Source organism: Pseudarthrobacter adonitolis, assembly GCF_055412845.1.
The window spans coordinates 38706-64903 of record NZ_JBVAYW010000020.1 but is presented as its reverse complement, the minus strand read 5'-3'; the positions used below and the strand labels follow the sequence as shown (position 1 = coordinate 64903).

At 62.6% G+C, this 26198-nt stretch carries 19 protein-coding genes and 2 pseudogenes; 7 read left to right on the top strand and 14 right to left on the bottom strand.

The features are described from left to right. Positions 1-116: 116 nt before the first annotated feature. Positions 117-1775 (bottom strand): carboxylesterase/lipase family protein, encoded by a 1659-nt coding sequence (locus tag ACZYZ4_RS16305; protein WP_463862548.1) that lies wholly within the window; start codon positions 1773-1775, stop codon positions 117-119. A gap of 106 nt (positions 1776-1881) precedes the next feature. Further along, the gene (locus tag ACZYZ4_RS16300) at positions 1882-3120 is read right to left on the bottom strand and encodes an ROK family protein (protein ID WP_463862546.1); all 1239 of its coding nucleotides are present in this window, start codon (positions 3118-3120) and stop codon (positions 1882-1884) included. A 219-nt stretch (positions 3121-3339) separates the two neighbouring features. Here ACZYZ4_RS16300 and ACZYZ4_RS16295 point away from each other — a divergent pair, with 219 nt between their 5' ends. Together ACZYZ4_RS16295 and ACZYZ4_RS16290 are read left to right on the top strand one after the other, a co-directional pair. After that, the gene (locus ACZYZ4_RS16295) at positions 3340-3909 is read left to right on the top strand and encodes a phosphatase PAP2 family protein (RefSeq protein ID WP_463862554.1); all 570 of its coding nucleotides are present in this window, start codon (positions 3340-3342) and stop codon (positions 3907-3909) included. Positions 3910-3965: 56 nt separating this feature from the next. Then, positions 3966-5537, top strand: a complete 1572-nt coding sequence (locus tag ACZYZ4_RS16290; protein WP_463862544.1) for a carboxylesterase/lipase family protein — start codon at positions 3966-3968, stop codon at positions 5535-5537. A 57-nt stretch (positions 5538-5594) separates the two neighbouring features. On the opposite strand, the gene ACZYZ4_RS16285 is transcribed toward ACZYZ4_RS16290, so the two are convergent. Next, entirely contained in the window at positions 5595-6185 is a 591-nt protein-coding gene (locus tag ACZYZ4_RS16285) for a TetR/AcrR family transcriptional regulator (RefSeq protein WP_463862542.1), read from the bottom strand. A 181-nt stretch (positions 6186-6366) separates the two neighbouring features. Here ACZYZ4_RS16285 and ACZYZ4_RS16280 point away from each other — a divergent pair, with 181 nt between their 5' ends. Further along, positions 6367-8802: a glycoside hydrolase family 3 protein gene (locus ACZYZ4_RS16280; protein WP_463862552.1), complete on the top strand. Its 2436-nt coding sequence runs from the start codon at positions 6367-6369 to the stop codon at positions 8800-8802. A gap of 72 nt (positions 8803-8874) precedes the next feature. Here the strand turns inward: ACZYZ4_RS16280 and ACZYZ4_RS16275 are convergent, their stop codons facing one another. The 11 genes from ACZYZ4_RS16275 to ACZYZ4_RS16225 all read right to left on the bottom strand — a co-directional run bounded on the left by ACZYZ4_RS16275 (position 8875) and on the right by ACZYZ4_RS16225 (position 23189). Further along, a complete protein-coding gene (locus tag ACZYZ4_RS16275; protein WP_463862550.1) occupies positions 8875-9849 on the bottom strand; it encodes a formylglycine-generating enzyme family protein in 975 nt (324 codons plus the stop codon). Positions 9850-9878: 29 nt separating this feature from the next. Beyond that, positions 9879-11660, bottom strand: coding sequence for a sulfatase (locus ACZYZ4_RS16270; RefSeq protein WP_463862540.1), 1782 nt, complete (start codon positions 11658-11660; stop codon positions 9879-9881). Positions 11661-11664: 4 nt separating this feature from the next. Next, a complete protein-coding gene (locus ACZYZ4_RS16265) occupies positions 11665-12396 on the bottom strand; it encodes an MgtC/SapB family protein (protein WP_463862538.1) in 732 nt (243 codons plus the stop codon). Continuing rightward, a complete protein-coding gene (locus ACZYZ4_RS16260) occupies positions 12393-14294 on the bottom strand; it encodes a glycoside hydrolase family 3 protein (protein ID WP_463862536.1) in 1902 nt (633 codons plus the stop codon). The genes ACZYZ4_RS16265 and ACZYZ4_RS16260 overlap by 4 nt, the downstream gene beginning before the upstream one ends. Before the next feature lie 121 nt (positions 14295-14415). Then, entirely contained in the window at positions 14416-15258 is an 843-nt protein-coding gene (locus tag ACZYZ4_RS16255; protein WP_463862535.1) for an ATP-binding cassette domain-containing protein, read from the bottom strand. Then, positions 15251-17146: a dipeptide/oligopeptide/nickel ABC transporter permease/ATP-binding protein gene (locus ACZYZ4_RS16250; RefSeq protein WP_463862533.1), complete on the bottom strand. Its 1896-nt coding sequence runs from the start codon at positions 17144-17146 to the stop codon at positions 15251-15253. The genes ACZYZ4_RS16255 and ACZYZ4_RS16250 overlap by 8 nt, the downstream gene beginning before the upstream one ends. Continuing rightward, positions 17143-18084 (bottom strand): ABC transporter permease, encoded by a 942-nt coding sequence (locus ACZYZ4_RS16245; protein ID WP_463862531.1) that lies wholly within the window; start codon positions 18082-18084, stop codon positions 17143-17145. Before ACZYZ4_RS16245 ends, ACZYZ4_RS16250 begins: the two co-directional genes overlap by 4 nt. A 72-nt stretch (positions 18085-18156) precedes the next feature. Beyond that, on the bottom strand, positions 18157-19683 hold the full coding sequence (locus ACZYZ4_RS16240) for an ABC transporter substrate-binding protein (protein ID WP_463862529.1): 1527 nt from the start codon (positions 19681-19683) through the stop codon (positions 18157-18159). A 301-nt stretch (positions 19684-19984) separates the two neighbouring features. Further along, complete coding sequence (locus ACZYZ4_RS16235; RefSeq protein ID WP_463862528.1) at positions 19985-20596, bottom strand: TetR/AcrR family transcriptional regulator; 612 nt, start codon at positions 20594-20596, stop codon at positions 19985-19987. An 82-nt stretch (positions 20597-20678) separates the two neighbouring features. Beyond that, the gene (locus tag ACZYZ4_RS16230) at positions 20679-21485 is read right to left on the bottom strand and encodes a tyrosine-protein phosphatase (RefSeq protein ID WP_463862526.1); all 807 of its coding nucleotides are present in this window, start codon (positions 21483-21485) and stop codon (positions 20679-20681) included. A 99-nt stretch (positions 21486-21584) separates the two neighbouring features. Next, positions 21585-23189 carry a carboxylesterase/lipase family protein gene (locus ACZYZ4_RS16225; RefSeq protein WP_463862524.1) on the bottom strand — a complete coding sequence of 535 codons (1605 nt, stop codon included), beginning with the start codon at positions 23187-23189 and terminating at the stop codon, positions 21585-21587. A 130-nt stretch (positions 23190-23319) separates the two neighbouring features. On the opposite strand from ACZYZ4_RS16225, the gene ACZYZ4_RS16220 reads away from it, so the two are divergent. The 4 genes and pseudogenes from ACZYZ4_RS16220 to ACZYZ4_RS16205 form a co-directional block, all read left to right on the top strand. Further along, the gene (locus ACZYZ4_RS16220; RefSeq protein ID WP_463862522.1) at positions 23320-24606 is read left to right on the top strand and encodes an MFS transporter; all 1287 of its coding nucleotides are present in this window, start codon (positions 23320-23322) and stop codon (positions 24604-24606) included. 109 nt (positions 24607-24715) lie between these two features. Beyond that, positions 24716-24962: pseudogene (locus ACZYZ4_RS16215) on the top strand (leucine zipper domain-containing protein); the annotation flags it as partial. A 128-nt stretch (positions 24963-25090) separates the two neighbouring features. Further along, positions 25091-25360, top strand: a complete 270-nt coding sequence (locus ACZYZ4_RS16210) for a transposase domain-containing protein (protein WP_463862520.1) — start codon at positions 25091-25093, stop codon at positions 25358-25360. Positions 25361-25368: 8 nt separating this feature from the next. Further along, positions 25369-26097, top strand: a pseudogene (locus ACZYZ4_RS16205) (transposase); the annotation flags it as partial. Positions 26098-26198 lie beyond the last annotated feature (101 nt).

Here is a 26198-nt window from a genome sequence, read left to right as displayed (position 1 = left end):
GAAGAGTTACGCGGGGCGGGACGATTCCCCGTTTGTGACGGCCTTTCTCAGTTTCCGCTGGACGCACTCAGCCCCCGGGCGTTGCCCAGGGGCTGAGATCCTGCGGCCGGGCCGCTTTAGATTGTTGCCGCTGCCGTTGTCTGCAAAAGAGCCACGTCGGAGTAACCGTTGTCCACCGTTGTGGACGGCGTGTTGTAGACCCGGACCAGGGGTGAGTCCGCCGTGTAGGCGCCCCAACCCGGGGTCCCGGCAAAGATCAGGCTAACTGCTTCGCTGTGTAGCTCGTCGGCCAGTTCCTGGGGCGGGTTGGGGCCGGCGATGTGGGCGACGTGTGAATCTGCGAGGCAATCAAAGAAGAAGGGAACATCGAGGCAGTGGCAAGCTCCACCGATGGTTGGCGATTGCCAGGAAAACNCAGTGGCAAGCTCCACCGATGGTTGGCGATTGCCAGGAAAACCGGTACAGGAAGGCCGGGGCCCCTGCCTCGTCACGCGCCTGGGCGTACTGGAGTGTCTTGACCCTGAACATACTGTCCGTGATGAACTGTCCCAGTAGTCCCGCGTTCGAGAGACTGAGGTGTNCCGGTACAGGAAGGCCGGGGCCCCTGCCTCGTCACGCGCCTGGGCGTACTGGAGTGTCTTGACCCTGAACATACTGTCCGTGATGAACTGTCCCAGTAGTCCCGCGTTCGAGAGACCGGCGTGTTGTGCTGTGTATTCCTTGATCAGCTCAGGTGACGCACCGAAGCGGCTCAACAGCGGTACTGGGTCCACTCCGGCCAGTGGCGCCTCATGCTGAGCCATCGCCATGTTGAACTCGTGGTCTGTCGATCCGAGCACAAGCGGCTTGTCCGCGCCTGCCCCGCTCCGCAGGGAGTTTTCCACGGTGTCGGAAAGCAACTGTCCGTCGATGACCGGCCCCAAGGAGAGTCCGCCGCTCACCATCGCCACCATGGGGGCGAGCGGATCATTGGCGTCAGTGCCTGCTTCGAGGCCCAGGCCGCCCTGAAGTGAAAGTATCTGCTCTTCGCTCAGTGACGAGAAGCCGGCAATGGTGGGTTCCACACCGGCTTTGCCCGCAAGTTCACGGCCGGCGGCTTCGGCCGATTCCAGGGGGATGTCAGCTGCAGCGCCGGAAATCGAGTAACCGCGTGCAAAGAGTTTCTCAGCCCCCTTCACCGCCAGCAACGTCAAAACGGCGCCGCCCCCGGCAGACTGGCCCGCAATGGTAACCCGCGAGGGATCCCCGCCGAAGGATCCGATGTTGTCCTGTACCCACTGCAGCGCCAGCATCCAGTCGAGGACGCCACGGTTGTGAGGGGCATCCTCGATCCAGCCGAAGCCGTCGAAGCCCAGCCGGTAGGAAATACTGACCGTCACAACGCCGTCCCGGTTGAACCCCGCGCCGTCGTACCAGGGGCTGGCCGGGGATCCGGCTACGAACCCGCCGCCGTGAATCCACACAAGCACAGGAAGCTTCGATCCGGCATCCGCGGCAACGGGGGCGAAAACGTTGAGGTTCAGGGTCGAGGGCCCCGGAACTGTTGGCTCCGGAATGAGAGTCACCTCAGCCAGGGCGGTCCGCTGCGGTGTTGCACCGTGCTCTGTTGCATCCAGGACACCTTCCCAGGGTCCGAACGGGACGGGGGCCCGGAACCGAAGTCCTCCCACCGGAGGCTGCGCGAAGGGAATTCCAAGGAAACTGGCGGACTCTCCGCGGAGATTGCCGCGGACCGCGCCGAGGGCGGTGGGGATCTCGATGGTTTGACTGGTCATTGGGGACTCCTTGAGTGGGCTGATGGTCAAGGCCGTGATCGCCATGGGCATTCACAGTGACTTAAGATCAGTATGGTTCACCCAAGCATATAGTTCAAGAGTTGAATTATATCTCTATTTCGAGCGGTCCGGAGAAATAGCGGTCCCTGGCCTGCCACAGCGCGCCCAACAACGCGGCGTCGTCACCCAGGCGCCCGGGAACCACCTTCACCGCCGAGCCGGCGCCTGCGGCAAAGCCTTTGCGCTGCTCAGCGAAACTCTGGCCAATCGATTCGCTCAGTAGCGACCAATACCCGCCAAGCACAATCAGCTGCGGATCCAGGGTGACCGCGACAAGTTGCAAAGTACGCGCAATCCACACCCTGGCCCCATCCCAGACCGCTGTGGCAACGGGTTCCCCTACGAGAACGCGGCGGCTGAACTCGGCCAACGTTGATGTCAGGCCGTCCCGGTGGAGCTCTTCGCCCAATCCAGCAGCGATCAGGACGGCATCAGGTCCCGCGACGGTTACCAGGCAGCCAACCTGCCCGCACTCGCATTCGATACCATCCGGCTGGACGGACAAATGACCCAGACCGCCGGCCAGCCCAAAGCCGCCATGGACCAGTTTGCCGTCGACTATGAGGGCACCGCCGATTCCGGAATTGCTTTTCATGTAACAGAGATCCTGGATGCCCGGATTGAAGCCCTGCTCCGCAACCGCGGCCACATGTACGTCGCCGACGAGCCGCACCGCCTCAGGGAGGCCCGGCACCCTGGAGCGCAGACCTCCGATAACATCCACCTGACCCCAGCCGAGGTCGGTGTCAACAAGAACCTGGACCGGGTCACCCCCCACCGGGGCAAAGGCAACAATAGTGAGCTCGGCGACGCGACGCCCCAGTTCCCGGCTCGCCTCAAGGGCTCGATCCAGGGTTCTGGCGAGGACGTCAAGGATCAGCTCGGGACGCCCCATCGGCCTCCCGTGGTGCTCAGCGATCCGCAGCAGAACGTCCCCGGCAACGCTTGACAGCAGTGCCGTCGCTTTGTCCGCGTCCAGCTGAAGCACCAGGAGCGCGACGTGGTCAGAGGCCAGTTCGAGCGGGACAATCGGGCGCCCCTTGCCGGCCTTGTATTTCGGCTGGGCTTCGCGGACCACGGCGGCCTCAATCAAGGAGCTGGCCAGCACCGTTACGGCACCGCGCGTCAGTCCAGAGCCTTCAGCAATCTGGCTGCGCGAACTCGGCCCGTTTTCCGCGAGGTAGCGGGCGACTATGCCGAGATTGTGCGCCCGGACATCCGCACTCACCAGGCTCGACGCCGATGCAGGGTTCCGTCGTTTACCTCCGGGCACGTCACGACTCATGCCACCAGCTTGTCATACAAAGAAGTAATGGCCAACCATATAATTCAAACCTTGAACTATCAGGATGGCCAGACTAGATTCAATCGCAGGATCCCCCGAAAGTAAGGAACTGACATGGCAACATCGCCTCTGGTTCGAACACAGCCCAATCCGAGCCCAAGTCCGACGGTCATCCGCCGGGCTTGCAGTTACGCGGCATTGCTTTGCCTTGTGGGCTTTATGTTGATCTGGCTCAACATCACCGCATCCTGGATGGGAGCCATCGATCAGGGCTGGAACAAGTTCAGCCTGGACAGCCGGAATGATGCTCTGACCGCCATCCACAGTTTCGCGTCGACCCTGACCGGAGGGCCCATCGGAGGATCCGCAATCCTGCTCGTTCCTGTGATTGTGGCCCTCTTTAAGCGTCGCTGGTGGCTTGCGCTGTATTTCACGGTCGGTGGACTCCTCTCCACCACCGTGCTTCAGGTCGTCAAGAAGCTGGTTGGCCGGCAGCGCCCCGAGAATCCGCTCGTGACGGTGGATATCGGCTCGTTCCCGTCCGGCCACGTCACCGGAGTCGCGTTCTTCGTTGTTGCCATGTCCTTGATTGTGGCCCGGGTCTGGATGCTGGTTGTTGCTTCCTTTGTTGTGGTCTTCGAAGTCATCAACCGGACCTATCTTTCGGCGCACTGGCTGAGCGACACCATTGCCGGCGGCTTGCTGGGTACGGCTACTGCGCTTCTGCTTTGGGCCGCTCTTAGCGGCCGGATTGCCCGCCAGAAGACCAAGTCGGCAGCGGCGAACTAGCGAAGTAAGCGCCCGACCGCCCAACCTCCACCTAGAAGAAACCAGCAGGAGCTTCAATGACCAGACAATTGACCAATTCCGGCACTGTGCAAACCACAGCAGGCCCGGTCCAGGGAAGTCACGACGACGGCTTGCTCGTCTTCAAGGGGATTCCCTACGCCGCGCCGCCGGTTGGAGATCTGCGGTGGAAGCCTGCCCTTCCGCACCCAGGCTGGACCGGGGTGTTCGCGGCAGACTCATTCGGAGCCAGCGCGCCGCAGCCATTCGATCCGACTGGAAGCTTCGACCGAGTGCTCGGCAGCCATGGCGCTCCCCCGTTCGATGAAGATTGCCTCACGCTGAATGTGTGGACGCCTGGAGCCGATTCGGAACGGCGGCCGGTCCTTGTCTGGATTCATGGCGGCGGATTTGTGAGCGGATCCGGGAGCCTGCCCGTCTATCACGGTGACACCTTCGCCCGCGACGGCGATACGGTTGTGGTCAGCATCAACTATCGGATCGGTGTTTTCGGCTTCTTCCTTGCCGAGTCGGGCGACAACGGCAACCTCTGGCTCAGCGATCAGAGCACCGCGCTGAAGTGGGTCCATAAAAACATCGCCCTGTTCGGCGGCGACCCGGACAACATCACTGTCGCCGGCGAATCCGGCGGGGCATTCTCAGCCGCGACTCTGGCCATCCAGGCAGAGACGGCTCCCCTGATCAAGCGAATCATCCTGCAGAGCCCCCCTCTGGGATTGAAGCTGGACTCGATTGATGACGCCCGGAAGGGCACGGCCCAGCTGGTCAAGTCCGCCGGATTCGACGACGACGACGTCTCCTCGCTGCGTCACATGCCCTGGGAAAGCCTCCTGGGTGTGTCCTTTCAGCGTTTCGCGTTGGCCACCAGATTTGGCCATTGGACAACCCCGTTCCTGCCGATCATCGACGGCGTTTCCCTTCTGGAACATCCCCTGGACACACTGCTCAAAGGCGGGGCACCAGACATAGATGTTCTGATCGGATGGAACGTCGATGAGGCGAGCTTTTCGTTCGCCCTGAACCCCGAACTGCAGGATGTCAGCAAAGAACAGGTGGAAGAACGTCTCGCAGAACGATTTGATGCGGCGCTGCTGCCTGCCGCTTACGAGGCCTATGCGGGTGAAGGGCGAATCGCGAAGAACCCCCTTGGCGTCCTGGTGGATGTCATCAGTGATGAGCTTTTCCGTCAACCTGCTCTCGAGCTGGCGGACGCCCGCGCGGCGTCGAATCCCGCTTGGTCTTACCAGTTCTCGTTCAACACGCCAGCGCACGGCGGTCGTTTGGGTGCGACGCATTGCCTGGAGTTGCCGTTTACCTTCAATAATCTTGCCTCGTGGCAACATGCGCCCTTCCTGGAGGGGATCGACGTCGACGAATTCAATGCGCTTAGCAGCGCAATGCACGCCGCCTGGATCTCCTTTATCCGCACTGGAAACCCCAACGGTGCGGGCGAAAGCAGCTTGTCAGGAACCGAGCTCCCGGTGTGGCGGCCGCACGGCGAGGATCGGACCAGCCAGGTCTTTGGCACCCGGATTGAATCCGTGAGGGACCCGCTGAGCCTCTGGCGTCAGCTGCATGCCACAGCTGGCCGCAAAATGCGCCACCGCTAGGCCCTGCAGTGCAGAAAGTGTGGCCAAGGTACTCAGCTCACCCGCTCGCTGCCTTGGCTACTCTGCTGTGCCGATTGAAACACGGGAAAGGATCGACCACATGTACTCCAGGTGATCTGCCATATCCTGCTCAGGTTTGAGCAGCCACTGCACCTGAAGGCCATCTGCAGCTGCCAGCATGACTGCAGCGATCTTTTCCGGATCCAGGTCCGTTGCCATGCTGCCCTCCGTCTGGCGGGTGCGGACCCCATCTGCCAGATTCCGGCGCATGTTTTCGTATCTGTCGACAAAGAACGCATGGGCCGGGTGGTCGGGCTCGGTTGCCGCAGCAGAAACGTTGGCGTAAAGGCTGACAAAACCAGGCACTTCAGCGTTGTGCCGCATAACGTCTCCAAAGGTGTCTATGACATCTTCTCCGGCCGAGTACTTGTCAGCGTCGCGCTCGTCGCGCTTGCGGAGGATCTCCGCGAAGAGCTCTTCTTTGGAATCGAAGTAGTGCAGAACCCCGGCCTGGCTGAGGTTGACGGCTTCGGCGAGTTCGCGGAGGGAAGTGCCGCGGTAACCCTGAACAGCGAAGACATCCAACGCCGTGCGCAGAATCTCTTCACGTTTAGCGACGCCCTTCGCGTACTTTCCTCTGCCAGCCATGCGGTCCATGCTAGGTCATCCGGCAGATTCCCACGAAAACCTAGCACTGTTTGGTTTTTGGCGCTAGCATGATCGTGACCGCCCTATATAGCGTTCCAATTGACTGGAGGATTCCGTGACTCAACCCGTTGACCGTCGATTTGACGACCTGCTCGGCAAGCTGACGCTCGAAGAAAAAGTAATGCTGCTCACCGGCCGTGATTTCTGGACCACCTGGCCCATCGATAAGATCGGTCTGCGTCGTATCCTCGTCTCGGACGGGCCCAGCGGCGTGCGCGGTGAGACGTGGGACGAACGTGACCCATCGTTGAATCTCCCCAGCGCGACTGCCCTTTCATCGTCCTGGGATCTGTCCATGGCAAGGCGGTACGGTGCAGTATCCGCAGTGGAAGCACGCCGCAAGAACGTCGATGTTGTGCTTGGGCCGACGATCAACCTGCACAGGTCGCCGCTGGGCGGGCGTCATTTCGAGGCTTTCAGCGAAGACCCCCTGCTGACCGCCGACCTCGCGGCCGCCTACGTGGCCGGAGTACAGGAAAATGGCGTCGGCGCGACGCCCAAGCACTACATTGCGAACGACTTCGAGACCGATCGCTTCACAGTGGACGTGCAGGTAACCGACCGGGCGCTCCGTGAGCTCTACCTGGCAGCCTTTGAAAAGGCGATCGTCGAATCGCACGCCTGGCTTGTGATGAGCTCCTACAACGCCATCAACGGAACCACGGCCACGGAGAATGACCTCCTGGAGGCGCCGTTGAACACCGAATGGGGTTTCGACGGCGTCGTGATCAGCGATTGGACAGCTGTGCGTTCTCTGGAGAGCGCCACGGCTTCCCAGGACTTGGTCATGCCTGGCCCCGAAGGACCATGGGGACTTTCACTCATCGCGGCAGTGCAAAAGGGGGACATCGACGTCAGCGTGGTGGACCGCAAGGTGCGGCGTCTTCTGGAGCTGGCCGCGCGGGTGGGCGCGCTGGAAGGGTTCGAGCCGGCGCAGGCCGAGCCCCTGAATGTGGAAGACGGCGTCGCGTTTGCGCGTGAAGCGGCTGCCGCGGGGTCAGTGTTGGTCAAGAATGACGGGATACTGCCGTTGCCGGCGGCGCCGACGCGGGTCGCAGTCATCGGCCACAACGCCAGGTTCGCCCGTACCCAGGGCGGTGGCAGCGCAACCGTCCTCCCGGAGCGGGTTATCTCGCCGCTCCTCGGAATCTGCCTCGCGATGCCCAGCGGCGAAGTGTCGTATTCAATCGGCGCCGTGGTCCAGGAGGGGGTGGCCGAACTCCCCCTCGAGCGGATGTCCAACCCCGTTACCGGCGGAGCCGGCGTGCGCGTGCGGTTCCTGGATGCCAGCGGCGTGGAACTCGCAGCCCAGGATCGCCGCTCCACCGCACTGGTGTGGCTCGGAGGCGGGGTCCCGATCGCCGAGTCAGCCGTAGTTGAGCTGTCAACACACTACGTCCCGGAACAGACCGGCGAGATCCTCTTGGGCTTCGCCGCGGTCGGAACCGCACGGATCATTGCTGACGGCAATCTGGTTGTTGAAGGCACCGTCACACCGGCAGGGAACGATCTTGGCGCTTCTTTTCTCGCTCCTGATTCCCTGACGGGGAAACTCTCCGTATCTGCCGGAAAGCCGATCGATATCCGGGTCGAGTACGAAATCGGCGACCGCAGCGGCCCGTTAGCGGATGCGCTGGCATTCACCTTCGGCCTGGCAGCCGATGATTCGAACCCTAAGGCCCTGATTGCCCAGGCTGTTCAGGCAGCCAGGGGTGCGGATGTGGCCGTTGTTGTTGTCGGGACGAATTCACGGGTGGAATCTGAAGGGTATGACCGGGACTCCCTCGCCCTTCCGGGGCGCCAGGACGAATTGGTCCGGGCCGTGGCAGCCGCGAATCCGCGAACCATAGTTGTGGTCAACGCCGGATCACCGGTGCTTACGCCCTGGCGCGACGATGTGGCGGCAGTCTTACTGACGTACTTCGGCGGACAGGAGTATGGACACGCTGTCGCGGACATGCTGTTCGGCAAGGTGGAACCCGGGGGCCGGTTGCCCACCACCTGGCCCAAGGAGGAGCTGGATGTTCCCGTCCTGAACGTCACACCGGCTGACGGAGTGCTCGGCTACGACGAAGGTATCCACATCGGATACCGGGCCTGGCTCAAGAACGGCACTGCGCCGGCCTACGAATTCGGACACGGGCTGGGTTACACCACATGGTCCTTCGACGGCCTCGAAGTGGAAACACTCAACGCAGCGCAGGGCGCGGCCGAAACTGGGTTCGAGGTCCAGGTATCCGTGAAGAACACCGGGTCGCGAGCAGGCAAGCAGGTGGTCCAGGTCTACGCAGAACGCGCGGACTCCGTTGTGGACCGCCCCGTGCGCTGGCTTGTCGGCTTCGCCCCGGTCTGGGCGGAGGCGGGAGCTACTGCCACCGCCGCTGTCCAGCTCACAGCACGGTCCCTTGCCCACTGGCAGGACGGGTGGCAGTACGAGGCAGGCGAGTACACGCTCTCTGTCGGGTCAAGCGTCACGCAGCTTCCGCTCAGCACAACGGTTTCCCTTGATGCCGGGAGTATCGCGGTGTCCAGCCAGGCTGCCGTGGGCGTAGCTTAGACCCGGCACCGCTCAAACCAGGCGGGAGCAGCACATCGCAATGTGCTGCTCCCGCCTGACGTTCGCTACTGGCTACAGGGCAACCGTCCTGAAACCAAGATTCCCGCTGGAGGAATCAGGCAGGCTTGAACTGCGTGCGGCCACCCGGTAGCGGTTGCAGTAGGACTCGTGGCACAGATATGACCCTCCGCGCATCACTTTCTTCTCGCCGTGGCCGGGGCCCAGGGGGTTGGCCGCCGCGGCCGCCGCTTCGCCGTAGTACGTAGGTGAAAACCAGTCCTGGCACCATTCCCAGACGTTCCCTGCCATGTCATGAAATCCATAGTCATTGGGCGGGTAACTGCTGACCTTCTCGGTGGCCATGGTCCCCTGTGGGTAGGTGCTGCTCCAGGGGAATGTCCCTTGCCAGATCTTGCATTGAGCTTCACCGCGGGGCACCAGCTCGTTTCCCCATGGATAGCGGGCGCCTTCCAGCCCGCCGCGGGCCGCGAACTCCCATTCAGCCTCCGTGGCCAGGCGGCGCCCGGCCCAGAGGCAGTATGCCACCGCATCCCGGTAGGCAATATGCGTCACCGGATGCTCGTTGAGGTCCGACGACGGGTCACCGGCCCGGGCGCCTGCGGCACCAAAGGGCTGACGCCAGTTCGCGCCGCGGACAGTAAGCCACCACGGCGTCTCCCTGGAGAAACCCAGGATGTCCTCCGGCTGTGCAGCACAGGCCAAATGGAAAACGGCCGAAGTTCCCAGATGCTCCGCCACCGAAAGGTAGTCCGTGTCTGCGACGAACCGGGCAAACTCCTGGACCGTCACCGGGGTCTGGTCCATCTGGAAGCTGTCCACCCGTACCCGGTGCAGGGGAAGCTCGCCGTCGGACTCATAGCCCTCTCCCCAGGCGTCCCCCATCAGGAAAGACCCGCCCGGAACCCACACCTGGGGCATCAACGTCTGCGGCGGGGCCGCCGTCGGGGAGGCCCTGGAAGGCCGACCCGGGAGGGCGGACGTGACTGAAAGTGGCTGCAGCCTGGCGGCAGGGGCACTGCAACACATCGGATTCTGCTCCGACACGCCTGCGCCCGTCAGCGGCTGCTGGCTGAAGCTGCCAGCAGCCCATCCAGTGACATCAAGTCTTCCAGCGTGATGTCTGCCTTCATCGCGGCTATTTCCACCAGGGTCATTGACCCGGCCATCATCAGGATGAACGGGTTGGCCAGGAACGGAATGGAGGCCAGGACGATCTCCTTGGCCTGCCCGTCCTCGAGTAGCTCGGACAGGCTCCGCTGTGCCAGCACCGAGTTCACGGACAGCTGTCCACTCTGCGGTGCCGGGCGCAAGGACTTCTGGACTTGCTCCCATTGCTTGTCAATCAGCAGATGCTCCTCACCCAGCGGCCCCTCGATGGGCAAGGCCAGGCGCTGGTACTGCTCCAGTGGTGCATCGGATTCCTTGAGGCAATCGCGGAGCAGGGTGGCCATGGTCAGCTCAAGACCCCGGTCACGCAGCGGATTATCCTGGGCCGGGTCAGTCTGCAGATCAAACAGCAGGGTGCCATAGACATAGGGATTCCCGAAGCTGAACGCCGGCACCTTCAGTACCGGAGCTCCCTTGGTGAAACTGAAGGGTTCCACCAGTTCCGCCTGCCGCAGTTCCTGGGGGCTGAAGAGGGCATGCATGTGCATTGGCATCAGCGTGTAGTCGAAGAGCGGCGAGTTGGACTCATCCCCGCACGCCCGCATGTAGACATACCGCCCGTCGGTGACATTGACGTGGCCGCCGGTGTTCCCGAAGAGCCCCGCCTTGCGCACCGGCTGGTCATTGACCACGGTATTGGCCAGGGGAACGCCCTGCATATCCGGAGTGACGGGAACGGCGAAGAACTCCAGCAGGGTGGGGCCGAAGTCGATGGTCTGCACCAGGGCGGACCTGCGCTGCCCGGCACTTTCGGCGCTTCTGGGATCCCACACAAAGAGCGGGGTGTGGATGTTTTCGTCATACCAGGGCTGGACGTTTTTGCCCCACCAGTTGTGCTCGCCCAGGAGCAGCCCATGATCGGTACACACGATCAGCATGGTGTCCTGCCAGAGCCCGTGTTCGTCCATCGCGTCAAGGACCCGTCCCAGGGATCGGTCGCACATGGTGAGCAGCGCGTTGTACTCGTTTTTCAGGTGTGCGGACTCCTGATCGTTTTCAATGACTTTCCGGTACATCGGCCAATCAAAATGCCGGCCGGTGTAGCCCTCTTCGTACAGCTCGCGGTACACGTCGTAGCTGAAAAATGGCTCGTGCGGGTCGAATGCTTCAATCTGCAGGAACCACTTGTCCTGGTCCTTGTTGGTGCTGATGAATTCAAGCCCTGCGTCAAACGTCAGGGTTTGCGGATGCTGCTTCTCGTCCTGCAAATATCCACGGTTTATCCAGTCCTGGCGCCACAGGGGGTCGCTGCGTTTGTTCACCGTCTCGGGGATCTCCGGGTCTGCCAGCTGGCCCTTCCACGCGTCCCCCTCCTGCCCGCGGAAGAACTCAAAGGTGTTGAACCGCCCGTGGTAGGTGGCGCCGCCGTCGCCCCAGTAGTGCTTGTTGTCCGTCACCAGGTGCGTGTAGACCCCGCTCTTCTTGAGCATCTCGGGAACGGAATCGTCGAAGGGCTCAATTGGCCCCCATGAACGGTGCAGGAAGTTATAGCGCCCGGTGTGCATCTCGCGTCTGGCGGGCACGCAGGGCATCGAGCCGCCGTAGCAGTTCTCGAACGTAACGCTCCGCTCCGCCAGTCGGGCGAAGTTGGGGGCTATTATTCTGCTTGACCCGTAGGGCGGCAGCATCTTGCGGTTGAGCGTATCGAACATCACCATGATTGCCTTCACAGCGTTACTCCTCTTCAATGTCTTCAGCACGCCAACGTACGGCGTAAATCTTGGGATCCAGGCTCATGCGTTGCACGGTTCTCTCCAAGGAGCCGATGTCCGCCTCCACACTCGCCGAAAGCTCCGCCCGCACCTTGACCAGCGCGTTTTTCGTCCCCCGCGCTGACATCGACTGCAGGCTGAAACCGGGCCGGCTGATCGCCTGCACCAACATGGAACGCACCATGCCTTCACTCTCGCCGTCAGTTGTGGCCTCCAGCAGGTAGCCGACGTCCGCCGTCGACTGAACGTCCCCAGCCACCCGCCGCGGATGCCGGTTGATCATCCGTCCCACCGGGCGCAGGAGTGTGTTCACTCCAACGATGCACAACGCCCCAAGGATCGCGATCAGGTAGAGCCCTGACCCGGCCAACGAGCCGACGGCGGCAGCGCACCATAGCGTCGCGGCGGTATTCAGCCCGCGGACGTTGAGTCCCTCACGCATGATCACGCCGGCGCCGAGGAACCCGATGCCGGACACGATCTGGGCCGCTACGCGGGTGGGATCCGCCCCGATGCCCCCGAAGGAGTACGCGCCCATCACCACGAAGAGCGCGGACCCCCCGGCGACCAGCGCGTTGGTGCGGATCCCGGCCATCCGGGACCGCCATTGCCGTTCCAAACCTATGGTGGCGCCCAGGAGCAGGCTCGTGATGACCCTCAGCGAGAGGTCAAACAGCTCGGCGCTGAAGGTCACAGCTCCTGCGGAACGGCAGCGTAGCGGAGGCCGAACCCGCAGTCGAAGAGCGGATCGGCGGTGTCGTTGGGAACGTCAGGGCTTGACGCCTCAATCGCGGCCGTGCTGGACGGCAGTTCGAAAGGAAGCCTTCCTTCCGGCTGGGCCTCGCCAAAGAGCACAGAGAGCAGCGCACGGTCCGAGGACCCGTAATTGACGGTCAGGACCGACGCCGCAGCCGCGATTTCCGGCATGACGGCCGGGCGCTCCAGGTACACGTCGACGACGGTCGGTACCGTGGCGGCCAGGGCGGACACCTTGGCGATGGTGGCGGCGTCGAACTCGAGGGAGCCGGCGTGGAAAAGCTGTTCCAGGAAGTTCCCTGTGCGGGGCTCAAAGGGTGTCCGCAGCCGGACGATGGCGACGTCGGCCTCCTCCGCCGTCTCGACGATGGTGGCGTACCGGCTTGCCTCGGCGGCCGCGACGCCATCGAGGAACACTTTGATTCCGGTGGTGAGGGGAAGCAGCGGGCCGGGGCCGCCGCCGTCGTCGTCGGAAGCACTGCCGGCTGTTGCCGGGGCGTTCTTCAGCAGGGTGATGCTCCGCTGCTGGACCCGGAAGCCGGCCTCGATGTATTCGGCGCGGCCAACGTTCTCCGCGGCCTCCTTTTCACTGACGAAGGGATCCTCGAAGAGGCCCAGTTCAAACTTGACCTTCAGCAGCCGGGCAACCGACTCGTCCAGCCGGGCTTCGCTGACAATGCCTGCACGGATCAGGCCAAGCACCAGCTCCGAATCGTTTTCCCCGCCGAACTGGTCGCAGCCGGCGTCGATGATCTTCGCGGCGCGTTCGCCGGGGGTAAGGTGCTCAACTCCCCACGCACGGGCAGGGAACGGGATGCCGGCCAGGTTGCCGTCGGAAACCAGCCCCCAGTCGGTGCACACCACGCCGTCATAACCGTAGTGGCCGCGGAGGATCCCGGTAATGACGTCCTTGTTGAAGCCGAAGCCCACCTCCTCCACCTTTTTGCCGTCGACTTCCAGCCCAACGGGCATGCCGTAGTAGGGCATCACGGCGCTGGTGCCGGCGGCAAAGGCAGCCTCAAACGGGCCCCGGTGGTAGGCCTCGTTGTTCCCGGGGTAGACCTGCTCGCGGCCGTAGTCGAAGTGCGGGTCCTCGCCGTCCTTCTGCGGCCCGCCGCCGGGGAAATGCTTGGTCATGCAGGCCACCGATTCCGCGGACAGCCCGCTTCCCTGGAAGCCCTGCAGCATGGCCGCCAGCTGGCGTCCGGCCACTGCGGCGTCTGCGCCAAAGGTGCCGGATTGACGCGCCCAGCGCGGCTCGGTCGCGAGATCCGCTGTGGGGTGAAGGGCCGCGCGGATTCCCACCGCACGGTATTCCTTACGGCAGATATCGGCAAAGTGCCGGGTGGTCTCGGCATCGTCCAGCGCGCCGAAGCCAAGCGGTTCGGGCCACTGCGAAAAAGGCCCGGCCGCGAAGGAGGCTCCCATGTTGTCCGTGAACGAGTGCCGCGGGTCTGTCGAAATCGTGACCGGGATGCCGTGCGGAGTCTGCTCGGCCCCCTGCTGAATCCTGTTGTGCCAGCCGGCCAGCTCGCCGGGTCCCGGTGTGGAAAGCACGTTGAAGTGGTTGACGTACCGCTCCTGGAGAAGGTGGCTGGTCGGCTTCCCGCCGAACATTCCTGCGTCCTCGATCAGTTCGCCGTGGGGGCCAACCTCAATCATCGGCTGGAACATGAGCCCGGCTTTTTCCTCGACACTGAGACGGGCAACGAGGTCGGCAACGCGCTCGGCAACGGGCAGCTTCGGGTTTTCGTACGGCTCCATGGTGCCGTTTTTGTTCAGGTCCCGGAACACGGTGCCATCCGGGGAGGTCAGGGTTGTCAGCGGTTTGGTCATCTTGGTACTCCTTTTGCGTCAGGCCCTTTGGCCAGGTCGCGGTTTAGGTCAATCTGTTGGGGCTTATTCAGTTGGCTGGCTTGCAGTTGGCTATGCAGACAGGGCTTCGGTCTCGAGCAGGCTATGGCGGGTCCAGTCGTCGTTTGCGCTGTTCGGCGGGATCGGGAACGGGGGCTGCCATCAGGAGCCGGCGGGTGTAGGGATGCTCCGGGCGCTCCGTGATGGTCCGGCAGTCACCGTATTCCACGATTTCCCCGTGGTACATCACGGCGACCCGATGGCTGATATGCCGCACCACCGCAAGGTCATGCGAGACGAAGAGGTAGGCGACGCCGGTACGGTCCTGGATCTCCACCAGCAGATCCAGGACCCTGGCCTGTGTGGACAGGTCCAGGGCGGATACCGGTTCGTCGCACACGATGAGCCGGGGCTTGAGCGCCAGCGCCCGGGCAATGGCTACCCTCTGCCGCTGGCCGCCGGAAAACTCCCGGGGCAGCCGCTGCCCAGCATTGGCCGGCAACCCGACCTGGTCCAGGAGCCTGCTCACCTCGAGAGCAGCCTGCCCCTTCGGGACGCCCTGCGCAATCAGGGGCTCGGTCAGGATTTCGGCTATGAGCATCGCGGGATTCAAGGACGTGTAGGGGTCTTGAAAGATCACCTGGATCTCCTTGGCCAATAGCCGGCGGTTGGCCTTGGACATGCCTACCAGTTCCCGGCTGTTGTACCGGATACTTCCCGAGGCCACTGGCGCCAGGCCAAGAATCGCCCGGCCGAATGTCGTCTTTCCGGAACCGGATTCGCCCACGAGCCCCACCGTCTCCCCCGGGCGGATGTCCAGCGAAACTTCCTTGAGCGCCCGGAAGGGCGGCCTTCTGAAGCCTTTGGACGGATACTCCACCACCACGTTCCGGGCATCGAGAAGGAGCCCGGCACCGTCATCCGGCGACTGTTGTGGTCTAGACATTCGCTACCTCTTCCTTCAAACGTGCGGGCCCCTGCTTGGGCTGATCTGTCGGCCCGGGCTGCCAGGCAGGACGCGCCGGCCCACCCTCAAGGGTCGAGTCCAGAAGCATTTTTGTGTAAGGATGTTGCGGTGCAGCAAACAATTCCTGGACGGTGTTCTGCTCGACGATGCGCCCCAGCTGCATCACCGCCACACGGTCGCAAAGATCCGCGACAACGCCGAAATTGTGCGTCACCAGGATCATCGCCATGCCGCGTTCCTTCTGCAGCCCGCGCAGGATATCCAGAATCTCGGCCTGGACCGTCACGTCGAGCGCCGTCGTCGGCTCGTCTGCGATCAGCAGTTCGGGGTTGCAGGAGATCGCCCCGGCGATCAGGACCCGTTGTGCCATCCCGCCGGAAATCTGATGGGGGTAGGCGTTGAAGGTCCGCTCCGGATCACGGATCCCCACGCGGGCCAGCAACTCCAAGGCCTGCGCCTTGGCGGCCTTGCGGCCCAGGCCCAGGTGGGCCCGGATCGGCTCCACCAGCTGGTAGCCGATTTTGAAGGCGGGATCGAGATTGCTCATGGGTTCCTGCGGAATGTAGGCAATCTTGCGGCCCAGCAAGGCGTTCCGCTCTTTGACCGTCAGGGCTGCCAGGTTCTTGCCCTCCAGCCATAGCTGCCCGTGGCCGATCAGAGCCTCCGCCGGCAGCAGACCCAATACCGCGAAGGCCGTCTGGGTCTTCCCTGATCCGGACTCACCGACCAGTCCGAGGACTTCCCCCCGGTTTACGGACAGCGACACATCGTGCACCACCGTCGTGACGGTTCCAACGGCTTTCGGATAGCCGACTTCAAGGCTGTCGACCACCAGTAGCGCGGCCGGCCGGGGTGATCCTGCCGCTGACCCTGCACCTTCGGCGCCCTTCAGGGAACGTTGGGTTGTCTTCGCAGCCCGCAGTGCCTTGCCGCTGACCTTCGCAGTACTGCCGGCTTCCAGGGTGTCCCGCACCACGTTGCCCAGCAGGATAAAGGAACCAACAAACAGCCCGATGATCACGCCTGGCCAGATGATCAGAGTCGGAGCCTTGTACATGGCCAGGAACGCTTCCTGCAGCATTCCGCCCCAGGTGGGCGTCGTTGGGTCGCCCAGACCAATGAATTCCAGGCCGGCTTGGATGACGACGGCGATGCCGGCGACGAAGCTCGCCTGGATCACGATCGGTGCACGCACCGTCATCAGCACGTGCCGGCCGATAATGGCGGCATCTGAGAGGCCGGAAACCCGTGCAGCGTCGACGTACAGTTCATTTTTGACACTGATCACCAGGCTCCGGACCAGGCGGAAGAAGCCCGGCGCAACCATGACTCCCAGAACCGCCATGGTCATCACCGTGTTCGGGCCCACGACAGCGAAGAGCGCCACCAGCACGATCTTGCTGGGCAGGACCATCAGCAGTTCGGCAATCCAGTTGCTGACGGCGTCAACCGGCCCGCCGAAGTAGCCGGCCACCAGCCCGATGGTGACACCGATACTCACGGAGAGGACGACGGTCACGGCGGCCCCGATGATGGTCAGCTGTCCCGCGACCAGGAGGCGGCTGAGAACGTCCCGGCCCGAAGAGTCTGCGCCCAGCAGGTGGCCTGGCGTGAGTGGGGGGACGTTGGCCACGCTGATGTCCACAAAGTCCGCGGCAAAGGGCGCCAGCAGCTTTGCGAAGGCGCTGGCCAGCACAATCAGAGCGATGATAACGACGGCGGCCGCGCCGAAAGGATCGCGCAGCACCTTGCGGACCAGTCCACGCTTGGCCCTTCCGCGCACTACCTCGGCAGGCGATACTGCGTTTTCGGGGCTGGGCGAGCTACCCTTTGAGTCGCTTTGGGGTGGGGACAAGGGAGTTCTCATTTCACACGCGCCTTCGGGCTGACCCAGCCATTGACCAGGTCGATAGTGAGGTTCACGATGACCACGATGGCCGCCATGGTCATGACCACCGCCATCACGATCGGGATGTCGCCCCGGAGGGTCGCATTCAGTGCCAGGAGTCCCAGCCCGGGCAGGGCGAAGACCTTTTCAATCACAACGGCACCGCCAATCATTCCGACGAACTGGAGGCTGAGGACGGTGAGCGCGGCCGGGGCAGCGTTGCGGAGTGTGTGCTTGAACAGGATCGAGCGCGGTGAGAGCCCCCGTGAGCGGAGGGTCCGCACATAGTCCTGGCCCATCACATCGATGACGGAACCTCGGATCTGTTGCGCGGCCCCTGCCACACCGCTGACGGTGATGGCTATGACAGGCAAAGCTATGGACATCAGCCAGCCACTCGGGCTGGTGGCTAGAGCCACGTAGCCTGTGGCGGGAAAGATTGCCACGTTAATGGCCAGGAACACCACCAGCATCAGGGCAACCCAGAAGTTCGGCAGGGCCACACCAATCACGGACACCAGCTGAAGAACTTTGTCCACCCAGCCGCGGCGGACTGCCGCGGTGACGCCGAGCAACACGCTGAGGATGGCAACGGCTGCGAGTGCAACCACCACGATGGAAAGCGTCACGGAGAATCTGGAGCCGATAGCGGCCGTCACGGACTCGGAAGTAAACCACGAACGGCCAAAGTCGCCGGTGATCATCCTCCCAAACCATGCGAAGTACTGCGTCATGATGGGCTGGTCCAGTCCCAGCTCCTTGGCTTTCGCGTCCACCTGGGCCTGATCAGCATCACCGCCCAGAACATGGCGGGCGATGTCGCCACCGCTGGAGTAAATAAGAAGGAACGTGACAAGGGAGATGGCGGCAATCAGGATCACACCGGTGACCGCTCGCCGAATCAGAAAGTTAAGCACAATGGTCCTCTCAGGAATCTCGGATATCGGCCTGTGACGGCAGCGGTCGGCCGCCGCCACAGGCATCGATGATTAGACCCGTGAATAGTTTCTGAGGTAGGGAACTCCGCTGCCGGCCTGCATGGTGACCTTCGTGCCGGAATCCGTGAGCTGGATGCTCTTCGTGGACGTCCACGCACCGAACCAGGCATTGTCAGTGACGTATTTGTTCACTGCCTTGTAGGCCGCCAGCTGTTCCTCACCGGTGGTGCCTTGAACCTTGGCCAGTAAGGCGTCCAGGTCGGCGTTCTTGGTGCGGAACGGGTTCCATGCCGCTGTCGGCGAGATCATCTTGGAAATATCCCGCCACGGGTGACCGGAACTGGAACCAAGCGAGACAGCTGCGTACTTGCCCTTAAGGACGTCGGGTACGATCGCTTCGTTCGGCACCTTTTCCCATGTGACCTTCACACCGATTTCTGCCAGCTGCTGGGTAATGTACGGTGCGGTCAGATCGCCGGGGACAGTCGGCATGGTGAGTTCGAACCCGTCGGCGTACCCGGCGTCTGCCATCAGGGCTTTGGCCTTCGCCGGGTCATAGGAGTATGCGGTGTTGAACTTCTCGTCGTAGGCGGGGCTGGCGGGGTTGAATATCTGCTGGGTGGCCTTCGCTTCGCCACCGAAGATGTTCTTGGCGATAGCCTGTCCATCAATCGCATGGTTCAACGCCTGGCGTACACGCAGGTCCTTCAACGCCGGCGCTATTGTACCTTCGCGGTCGAACAATATCAGCCCGGTCCAGCCGATCAAGTGTTCGTTTACTGTTACTTTGCTGGCCTTGGCCTCCGCGAGCACGCTGGCATCAACTTCGGCGGCATTGACCTGGCCGGACTTCATGGCGTTGAGCCGGGCGGTGATGTCTTCCATCGGCTTCACCACCACAGAGTCGTAGGGGAAAGCCGCAGCATTCCAATAGTCCTTGTTGCGGACATAGGTGTACTGGCTGCCGCGAATGGTGGCTGCGGTATCCAGTGTGTACGGGCCGCTGCCCACCGGCACGGTTTTCAGACCGTCCGTGTCCATTGCCGCCGGTGACGCCATGACGCCGGCCACAAGGCAAAGGTAGTACGTGAAGGCCGGATCCGGCGCGCTCAGCTCGATCTGGACTGTGGTCGCGTCCACTATGGTGACTGTCTTGACCTTGGCCACCATGTAGACGCTGACTCCGGTCCCCTTCTTCAAATGCTCGATGTTCGCCTTGACCGCCTCAGCGTTGAAGGGAGTTCCATCGGTAAATTTGACGCCCTCGCGCAGCTTCAGGGTGAGAACCGTGTTGGTCTCGTTGTACTTGAACTCCGTGGCGAGGTTGGGTTCAATCTTGCCGTCCGGAGTGTAGTTCAGCAGAGTGTCATAGACAGGTTGCCAGTACTGGACCTGGGCCCCGGTGTCGAAGGCTCCGGGGTCAAACGACATCACGTCCTGGCGCGCCCCGATGGTCAGTGTGCCACCGGTTTTGGGGCCTGCGGCTTCGCTTCCTGCCGAACCACACCCGGTCAATGCAAGTGCTGCAACTGCGGCCATGGTTACCCCGGCCATCCAAACCTTTACTGCTGATCGCAAAGCGGACCTCCTCGTCCATCGAAAAAACATTAGATTCCTTGGACTCAGGCATTTTTTGTGCCTGGCAATAGCCGCTGCATGCGAGTCCGAAAGGTTCACTCGGGCCATGATGTGGCCTGGCTCACCAACTACGCCGAACATACCGTGTGATCGGTCGGTAAATCAAGGAAAACCTTTTAATGTTCGGTTTTGGTCACCGTAAGGGTAGTTCGGGGCAGGCAGCACGGGGCAGCACAACAGGAGAGGCTTGTAGTTCGGGGAACGCTTGGTCCTCACAACAGGTGAGGGCCCGGCTTCACCGCTACGAAGGCGGTCTTGGCGCGAGCCACAGATTCAGCGCCTCTTGCAGGATGGCAAAGCTGCGCTTCATGACGATCTTCTTGTTGTGCAGATACTGCAGCTGGAGCCCGTCGGTTACGGCGATCAACAAGGAAGCCAGGGCGTCCACGTCCACGTCCTCGCGGATGGCTCCCCGGACCATGTCCTGCCTCAGGGCCTCGGCCATGCTGCGCCTGACGAGCTCGTAGCGGTTCTTCATATAGTCGCTGGCCGGGTGGTCCTTGGTCAGCGTCTCCGCTGTCATGATGGCGAAGAACCGGGTCCAGATCTTGTGTTTCGCATTGTGGGAGACAACCGCATTCAGCTTCTTCCAGACGGCCTTATCGGCGCGCTTCTGGTCCAGGAACCGTTCCCTGTCCTGGCTGAAGTGTTCCTCCAGGAGCGCGAAGAGCAGTTGCTCTTTTGTAGGGAAGTGGTGCAGCAGCCCGGACTGGGTAACCCCGGCCCGGTCTGCGATCACCTGGAGGGCAGCGCCCCGATAGCCGAGTTCGGCAAAGGTGCGCTCTGCTTCGGCGAGAATTTCAGCCCGTCGCTTTTCCCCTTTGGCGTTCCTGACGCCTGCCGCTGCACCCACCGCTGCTACTTCCTTTGCGCCGCAAGTGCCTACCGGCAGCCAGTTTGCGGGTATTTCACCATACAGTCCAGCATCAGTCTACTCAGGCGACCACGAGCTGGCTGCGAAGGCGGGAGACCAGATTCTCATCCAGGCCTGCGGCCCGCAAGGGCTCCAAGGCGTCACCGTATTTCTCGTCGAGCTTCAGAAGGGCCAGCCGCAGGACCGAGGGCCTGGCATCCATCAGCGGCGGCAGGTTGTCCATGTCCAGGGACTCGAGGAACTCCCGCGGAGGCACCCGTGGCGAGTCATCCGCAGCGGCTTCCCCGGGCTCCATGCCGCTGGCCACCGTCGGAGCCGCCGGCGTAGCGGCCAGCCATCGCGCCACCATCGACCGAACGTTGCCGGCCGTGATGCCATAGTCCCGGATGATCTCTTCATCCTCGGCGCCGAGTATCCGCAACAGCAGCGCAGCCAGGATCCCGGTGCGGTCCTTGCCTGCTGCACAGTGGAAGACCAGGCCGCCCGTGCTCCATGCAATGAGACTCAAAATGCTCACGAGCTGCCGTGAATGCTGCTCAACCAGACGGACATAGAACTCCGCCATATCGTCGTCGTCGGCCGGCATTGCATAGCCGTCCATCACCTGACCGCCGAGCGCCACATTGTGGTAGTCGATCCCGCGGGAGCCCAGCCGCCCCAGATTCACCCTGGCGGTTTCCTCCGCGGCTCGAAGGTCCACTATTTCCGTGATGCCGTAATCCGCCAACAGCGAGTCGAGAAACTCGTCAGTTGCCGTGCTGAGGTCATCGCTGCGGAAAACACGCGAAGGCCGCACCTCTCCCCCGGTGACAGGAATGCCACCCAAGTCACGGAAGTTGCCCGGTTCGGTAAAAATCGTTGAAGACATAGCCCGCCATCTCTCTCTGATACCCCCGCCCGGGGGCTGGAAAACACTGTAACTGATTTACCGACCGGATAGTCGGTTTTGGTGTGACTTTATTCAGGGTCAGGGCTTACGGGGAAACAGGGTTGACTCCAGTTTTTCCATGACCTGTATGCGGTCACCGTCCGGGTCATGGACGATAGCGGACTCCGGCCAGCCGAACACCATGGTGGCGACCGTGTCCGGGTCATGCTGAGGCCAAGTTGGCAGCGCGGCTGTTGAGGGATTTCCGTTATGCGCAAACGCTGTCCAGGCCGAAACCATTTGATGTGCAATCTCATCGCGGCCGTCCCGAACACCCGAGAGCGGAATGCGGTCCTGGTTCCCGAAAACGAATGCGAGGTCCACGCTGTGAGCGGCACCCAGCTGTCCCTGGAGTACGCCGGTGGGATAGTTGAAGAGGTAGCCATAGACCGGCGCGGTTGAGTTTTGATGTTTTAGTTCAACAAACTGCCTGTTGCTCACGCGGATGTGGCGGTCTGTTTCCATCCGGCGCAGGATCTCCTGGGAGCAGGCGGCAGGGAATGCGTCCCGGTAGACCGCCAGCAGGTCTCCGGCCAAGTCGCCGTAGCCGTGCTCAAGGCGGATCGCGAGAGCTTCTTCGTCCAGTGACCCGTAACCGGTATCCATGGCCAGGAAGAGCCCGAACTCCTCGCTGGTGCAACCTATCAGGAGCGGCACATGCGACGCGCTGCTCTCCACACTTTGCAAGGGGTGGCCCACGATCGTGGTGCCGTCGACCACGGGCGAAAAACCAAACCCGACTTCGGGGGTGCGGGCCATCGCGCTGGCCTGGGCCGCGAGCAGCGCCTCCACGGAGAGTTGCCGCAGTTCTTCAACCGATCCGCCGACGCCTCCTGCACCCGCCGTTTCCAGCTTCAGTTCCGCGCACAGTGAAGCGAACAGGCCCTCTGCCGCATCCTGCGGCAGCAACTGCAGGCCCGCGCCGCTTTGAATGATGGCCTTGTGGAATAAGCCAGACGCTTGCGGCATGGCCATGAGCGCCGAAATCTTCATACCTCCGCCGGACTGGCCGAAGACCGTAACGCTTGCCGGGTCTCCGCCGAATTGCCCGATATTGAGCCTGATCCATTTTAGCGCCGCGACGATATCCAGCATTCCGGCCTGGCCGGCGTCCGGGAAATCAGGGCCCGAATAGGGCAGGAAGCCAAAGACGCCCAGGCGATGGTTGATCGTCACAACAACTACGTCGCCCTGATCGGCAAGGCGCTCACCATGGAACGCCGGCTCCGACCCGGCACCATGCAGGAACGCTCCCCCATGGAGCCAAACCATAACGGGCAAGGCCCCGGACGCCTTAGCTGCCGGTGCCCATACGTTGAGCATGAGGCAATCTTCGTCAATGAAGGTCCCCTGTACCGGGCTCCCGGAGTGCGGATACAGCAGGCTTGCAAAGCCTTGCGCTAGCTCGGGGACGCCGTGCTCAAGCATCTGCGCGCGGGAGACCGCGCTGGGAACCGGTTGCGGAGCAGCGGGTCCAAAGACAGTGGCATCGCGGACTCCGGCCCATGGCGTGACTGCCTGCGGCGCCCGGAACCGGTTATCTCCTGAGGTGGGGGCGCCGTAGGGAATTCCCAGGAACGCCACCACCGGTCCCAGATCCACACCGCGGACCTGACCCGCTGCTGTCGGGACGATCGTTTCCATACTGACCTCCATTACTAAAAGTGAAGTACATATAGTTAGACCCTTGAAGTATTTCATATGCGGCCCCATAGTTGGGTATAGCCAAGTCGAACGCCAACGGGGGTGTTCGCATCAGGATGGAGTTCGCGTCATGTCTATACCACTGCAGCCGGCCGAAGCTTTCGAGGTCGACGATGAGAGTCCCGAATCCGGGAAGCCCCAGGCAGCACCGGAGACCAAGAGGCTGCTGCCGTCGCTGGCCATCCTTGGGTTCGTTCTCTTTGCCACGTATTCCGGACTGTTGTCCATACTTCTCCCCACTCAGATCGCCAACATCGATGCGGCGAACAAGGTGGTCAATTTTGGCCTTGTATCAACAATCTCGCTGGTCTTTACCATCATCGCCCAGCCGCTGATCGGCGCGATCTCGGACCGCACCCGCAGCCGCTGGGGACGCCGGACGCCGTGGATGGTCCTGGGCGCCGGGGTGGGCGCGATGTTCCTGTTCATCCTCCCCACCGCCGGTTCAATCCTGTGGATCACCATCTGCTGGGTCATCATCCAGGTAGCGCTGAATGTCCTTCAGAATCCGATGACGGCCATCACTCCTGACCGCTTCCCCGAGGCACGGCGCGGCGTCGCATCCTCGATCGCGGGCCTTGGCCTGATGGTTGGCAACGTATTGGGCGTTGTGCTAGCTGGAGCCCTGGCCGCGAACCTTGGCCTGGGATACTCCATCTTCGGCATCCTGGTCATTGTCGCGACCCTGGGCTTCGTCCTGTTCAACGCAGACCTGCCGAGCCTCACCATGAAGAGATCAGATTTCAGCCCCATCGCCTTCCTGAAGTCCTTCTGGATCAATCCGCGCAAATATCCTGACTTCGGCTGGGCCTTCGCGGCACGGTTCCTGTTCATCCTTGGCTACTTCACCGCCTTCGCCTACATGCTCTACGCCCTCACCGACTTCATCAAGCTCGCCCCGGAGGAGGCGACCGCGACGGTTGGCCTGCTAAGCCTGGCCGGCCTGGTGCCGACCATCGTGGGCATCGCCGTGACCGGCTGGCTTTCCGACAAACTGGGCCGCCGTAAGATCTTCATCTACATCTCTTCGGTTTTCCTGGCCATCGGCTTGTCCATGCCCCTGTTTTCTCCGACCGTCACGGGAATGATCATCATGTCCGTCATCAACGGCCTGGGGTTTGGCATCTACATGTCGGCTGACACCGCCCTGATGACCCTTGTCCTTCCTAATGGCGGCCAGGACGCAGGCAAAGACCTCGGAATCCTGAACATTGCCACCAATATCCCGCAGGCCATGAGCCCCGGAATCGCTGCGCTGGTCATCTCCCTCTTCGGATACCCCGCCCTGTATGTGTTCGCCATCGTCGCCGTTATCCTCGCCGGCATCGCCATCAAACCGATCAGGGCCGTCGCCTAGGTGTATTGACCACGGAGGTTAGGAATATCCGGCGTGGTTAGGTGACAAAAAGAAGACCTCCAAGTGGAGTGGGGCTTGTCTAGTGTCCAGTTTCACTGGGAGGTCTTCAATGTCCCATGCTAATGCGGTCCTTACGCCGAAGGGCAGGCTCCGGCTGGCCCGGTGCATCGTCGATGATGGGTGACCGCTGCGGCGGCAACTGATAGGTTCCAGGTCTCGGTAACGACTGCGGCGCGTTGGGCGGCCCGCTACCGAGCCCGGTGAGTTTGGCATGCAGGACACTTCGAGCCGGCCCCGCACCTCTCCGCGGAGGACGCGCCCGCGGAGAGGTGCGGCGGATCATCGCGATCAGGGTCAACTGCAATGCCGTTCGGTTAGGGGCCGGGGGTGGGTGTCAAGTCGGCGTGTCTGCGGGGCATATGGGTGTGGCTCCTGTTTGAGTAGTTCGGTCCACCAAGACTGATCTGCTCATACAGGAGCCACGATGTCCGATCCTGCCATCAATCATGCGCCAGGGGTATTCGCGCCGGGCCATCTGGGCGAGTTGACCCGCGTCGTTCCGTTCGAAATGGTTGATGCCGCGCTTGAGTCCGCCGGCGGCAAGGAACACCGGGTCAGGAGACTGCCCTCGCGGGTCGTGATCTACCTGTTGCTGGCCGGGGTCTTGTTCGCCGACCAGGGGTGGAGGCAGGTCTACTCGCGCCTGGTTACGGGGCTGCCGGGACCGGTGAAGGGCCCCTCGGCCCGGCGCTGAGCGAGGCGATGTGCCGCGTTGGTGTGGGCCCGCTGCGCGAGCTGTTCACCCTGGTCAAGGGCCCGCAGTATGTGCTGACCGGCAGGTGGCCCGGTTCGCCGGACGGCTGGTCGTGGCGATCGATGGCACGCAGCTTGCCGTGGCAGAACCGGGCCCGGTATCCCAAGCCACGCAGCGGACCCAACGGCGAAGCGGGATATCCGATGCTCCGGTTGGTCGCCATCTTCACGGCCGGGACCCGGTCGGTGATCGACGCGGTCTTCGGCACCGATGCGGTGGGCGAGCTGACCTATGCCCGCCAAATCACTGCATGTCTGCACCCGGGGATGGTGCTGCTCGGGGACCGGAACTTCGCCACCTTCGGCTTCTTCCGCGCTGTGTCCGAGGCGGGGGCAGACTTCCTTTTCCGCGCCAAAACCAGTACCTATGTCATGAAGCTGCCGGTCCTGGAGCTGCTTCCAGATGGTTCCTACCTCTCCAAAGTCGCCGGCCTGCCGGTCAGGGTCATCGACGCCGCGCTGACAGTCACGACCGAGGCGGAAACCCGCACCACCGACTACCGCCTGGTCACCACGATGCTTGACCCTCTCCACGCTCCGGCCCAGGGTCTGGTCAGCCTCTACCATGAGCGCTGGGAGATCGAAACGGCGTACTGCGAGCTGAAGTCACGCATCCTGGGCGGCCGGGTGCTGCGTGGCAGGCACCCGGGAGCGGTTCTCCAGGAGGTCTGGGCCCTGCTGACCTGCTATCAGGTCCTGCGCACAGCGATGACCGACGCGACGCTGCTGCATCCCGCGACCGATCCCGACCGCCTGTCATTCAGCATCGGGCTCAGGAC

Excerpts from the sequence above, each read along its gene's own strand:
- ACZYZ4_RS16300 (WP_463862546.1), bottom strand. The coding sequence starts at position 3,120 with ATGAGTCGTGACGTGCCCGGAGGTAAACGACGGAACCCTGCATCGGCG.
- ACZYZ4_RS16285 (WP_463862542.1), bottom strand. The coding sequence starts at position 6,185 with ATGGCTGGCAGAGGAAAGTACGCGAAGGGCGTCGCTAAACGTGAAGAG.
- ACZYZ4_RS16295 (WP_463862554.1), top strand. The coding sequence starts at position 3,340 with ATGTTGATCTGGCTCAACATCACCGCATCCTGGATGGGAGCCATCGAT.
- ACZYZ4_RS16225 (WP_463862524.1), bottom strand. The coding sequence starts at position 23,189 with ATGGAAACGATCGTCCCGACAGCAGCGGGTCAGGTCCGCGGTGTGGAT.
- ACZYZ4_RS16220 (WP_463862522.1), top strand. The coding sequence starts at position 23,320 with ATGTCTATACCACTGCAGCCGGCCGAAGCTTTCGAGGTCGACGATGAG.
- ACZYZ4_RS16280 (WP_463862552.1), top strand. The coding sequence starts at position 6,367 with ATGCTGCTCACCGGCCGTGATTTCTGGACCACCTGGCCCATCGATAAG.
- ACZYZ4_RS16230 (WP_463862526.1), bottom strand. The coding sequence starts at position 21,485 with ATGTCTTCAACGATTTTTACCGAACCGGGCAACTTCCGTGACTTGGGT.
- ACZYZ4_RS16290 (WP_463862544.1), top strand. The coding sequence starts at position 3,966 with ATGACCAGACAATTGACCAATTCCGGCACTGTGCAAACCACAGCAGGC.
- ACZYZ4_RS16250 (WP_463862533.1), bottom strand. The coding sequence starts at position 17,146 with ATGAGAACTCCCTTGTCCCCACCCCAAAGCGACTCAAAGGGTAGCTCG.
- ACZYZ4_RS16210 (WP_463862520.1), top strand. The coding sequence starts at position 25,091 with ATGTCCGATCCTGCCATCAATCATGCGCCAGGGGTATTCGCGCCGGGC.
- ACZYZ4_RS16260 (WP_463862536.1), bottom strand. The coding sequence starts at position 14,294 with ATGACCAAACCGCTGACAACCCTGACCTCCCCGGATGGCACCGTGTTC.
- ACZYZ4_RS16255 (WP_463862535.1), bottom strand. The coding sequence starts at position 15,258 with ATGTCTAGACCACAACAGTCGCCGGATGACGGTGCCGGGCTCCTTCTC.
- ACZYZ4_RS16275 (WP_463862550.1), bottom strand. The coding sequence starts at position 9,849 with ATGTGTTGCAGTGCCCCTGCCGCCAGGCTGCAGCCACTTTCAGTCACG.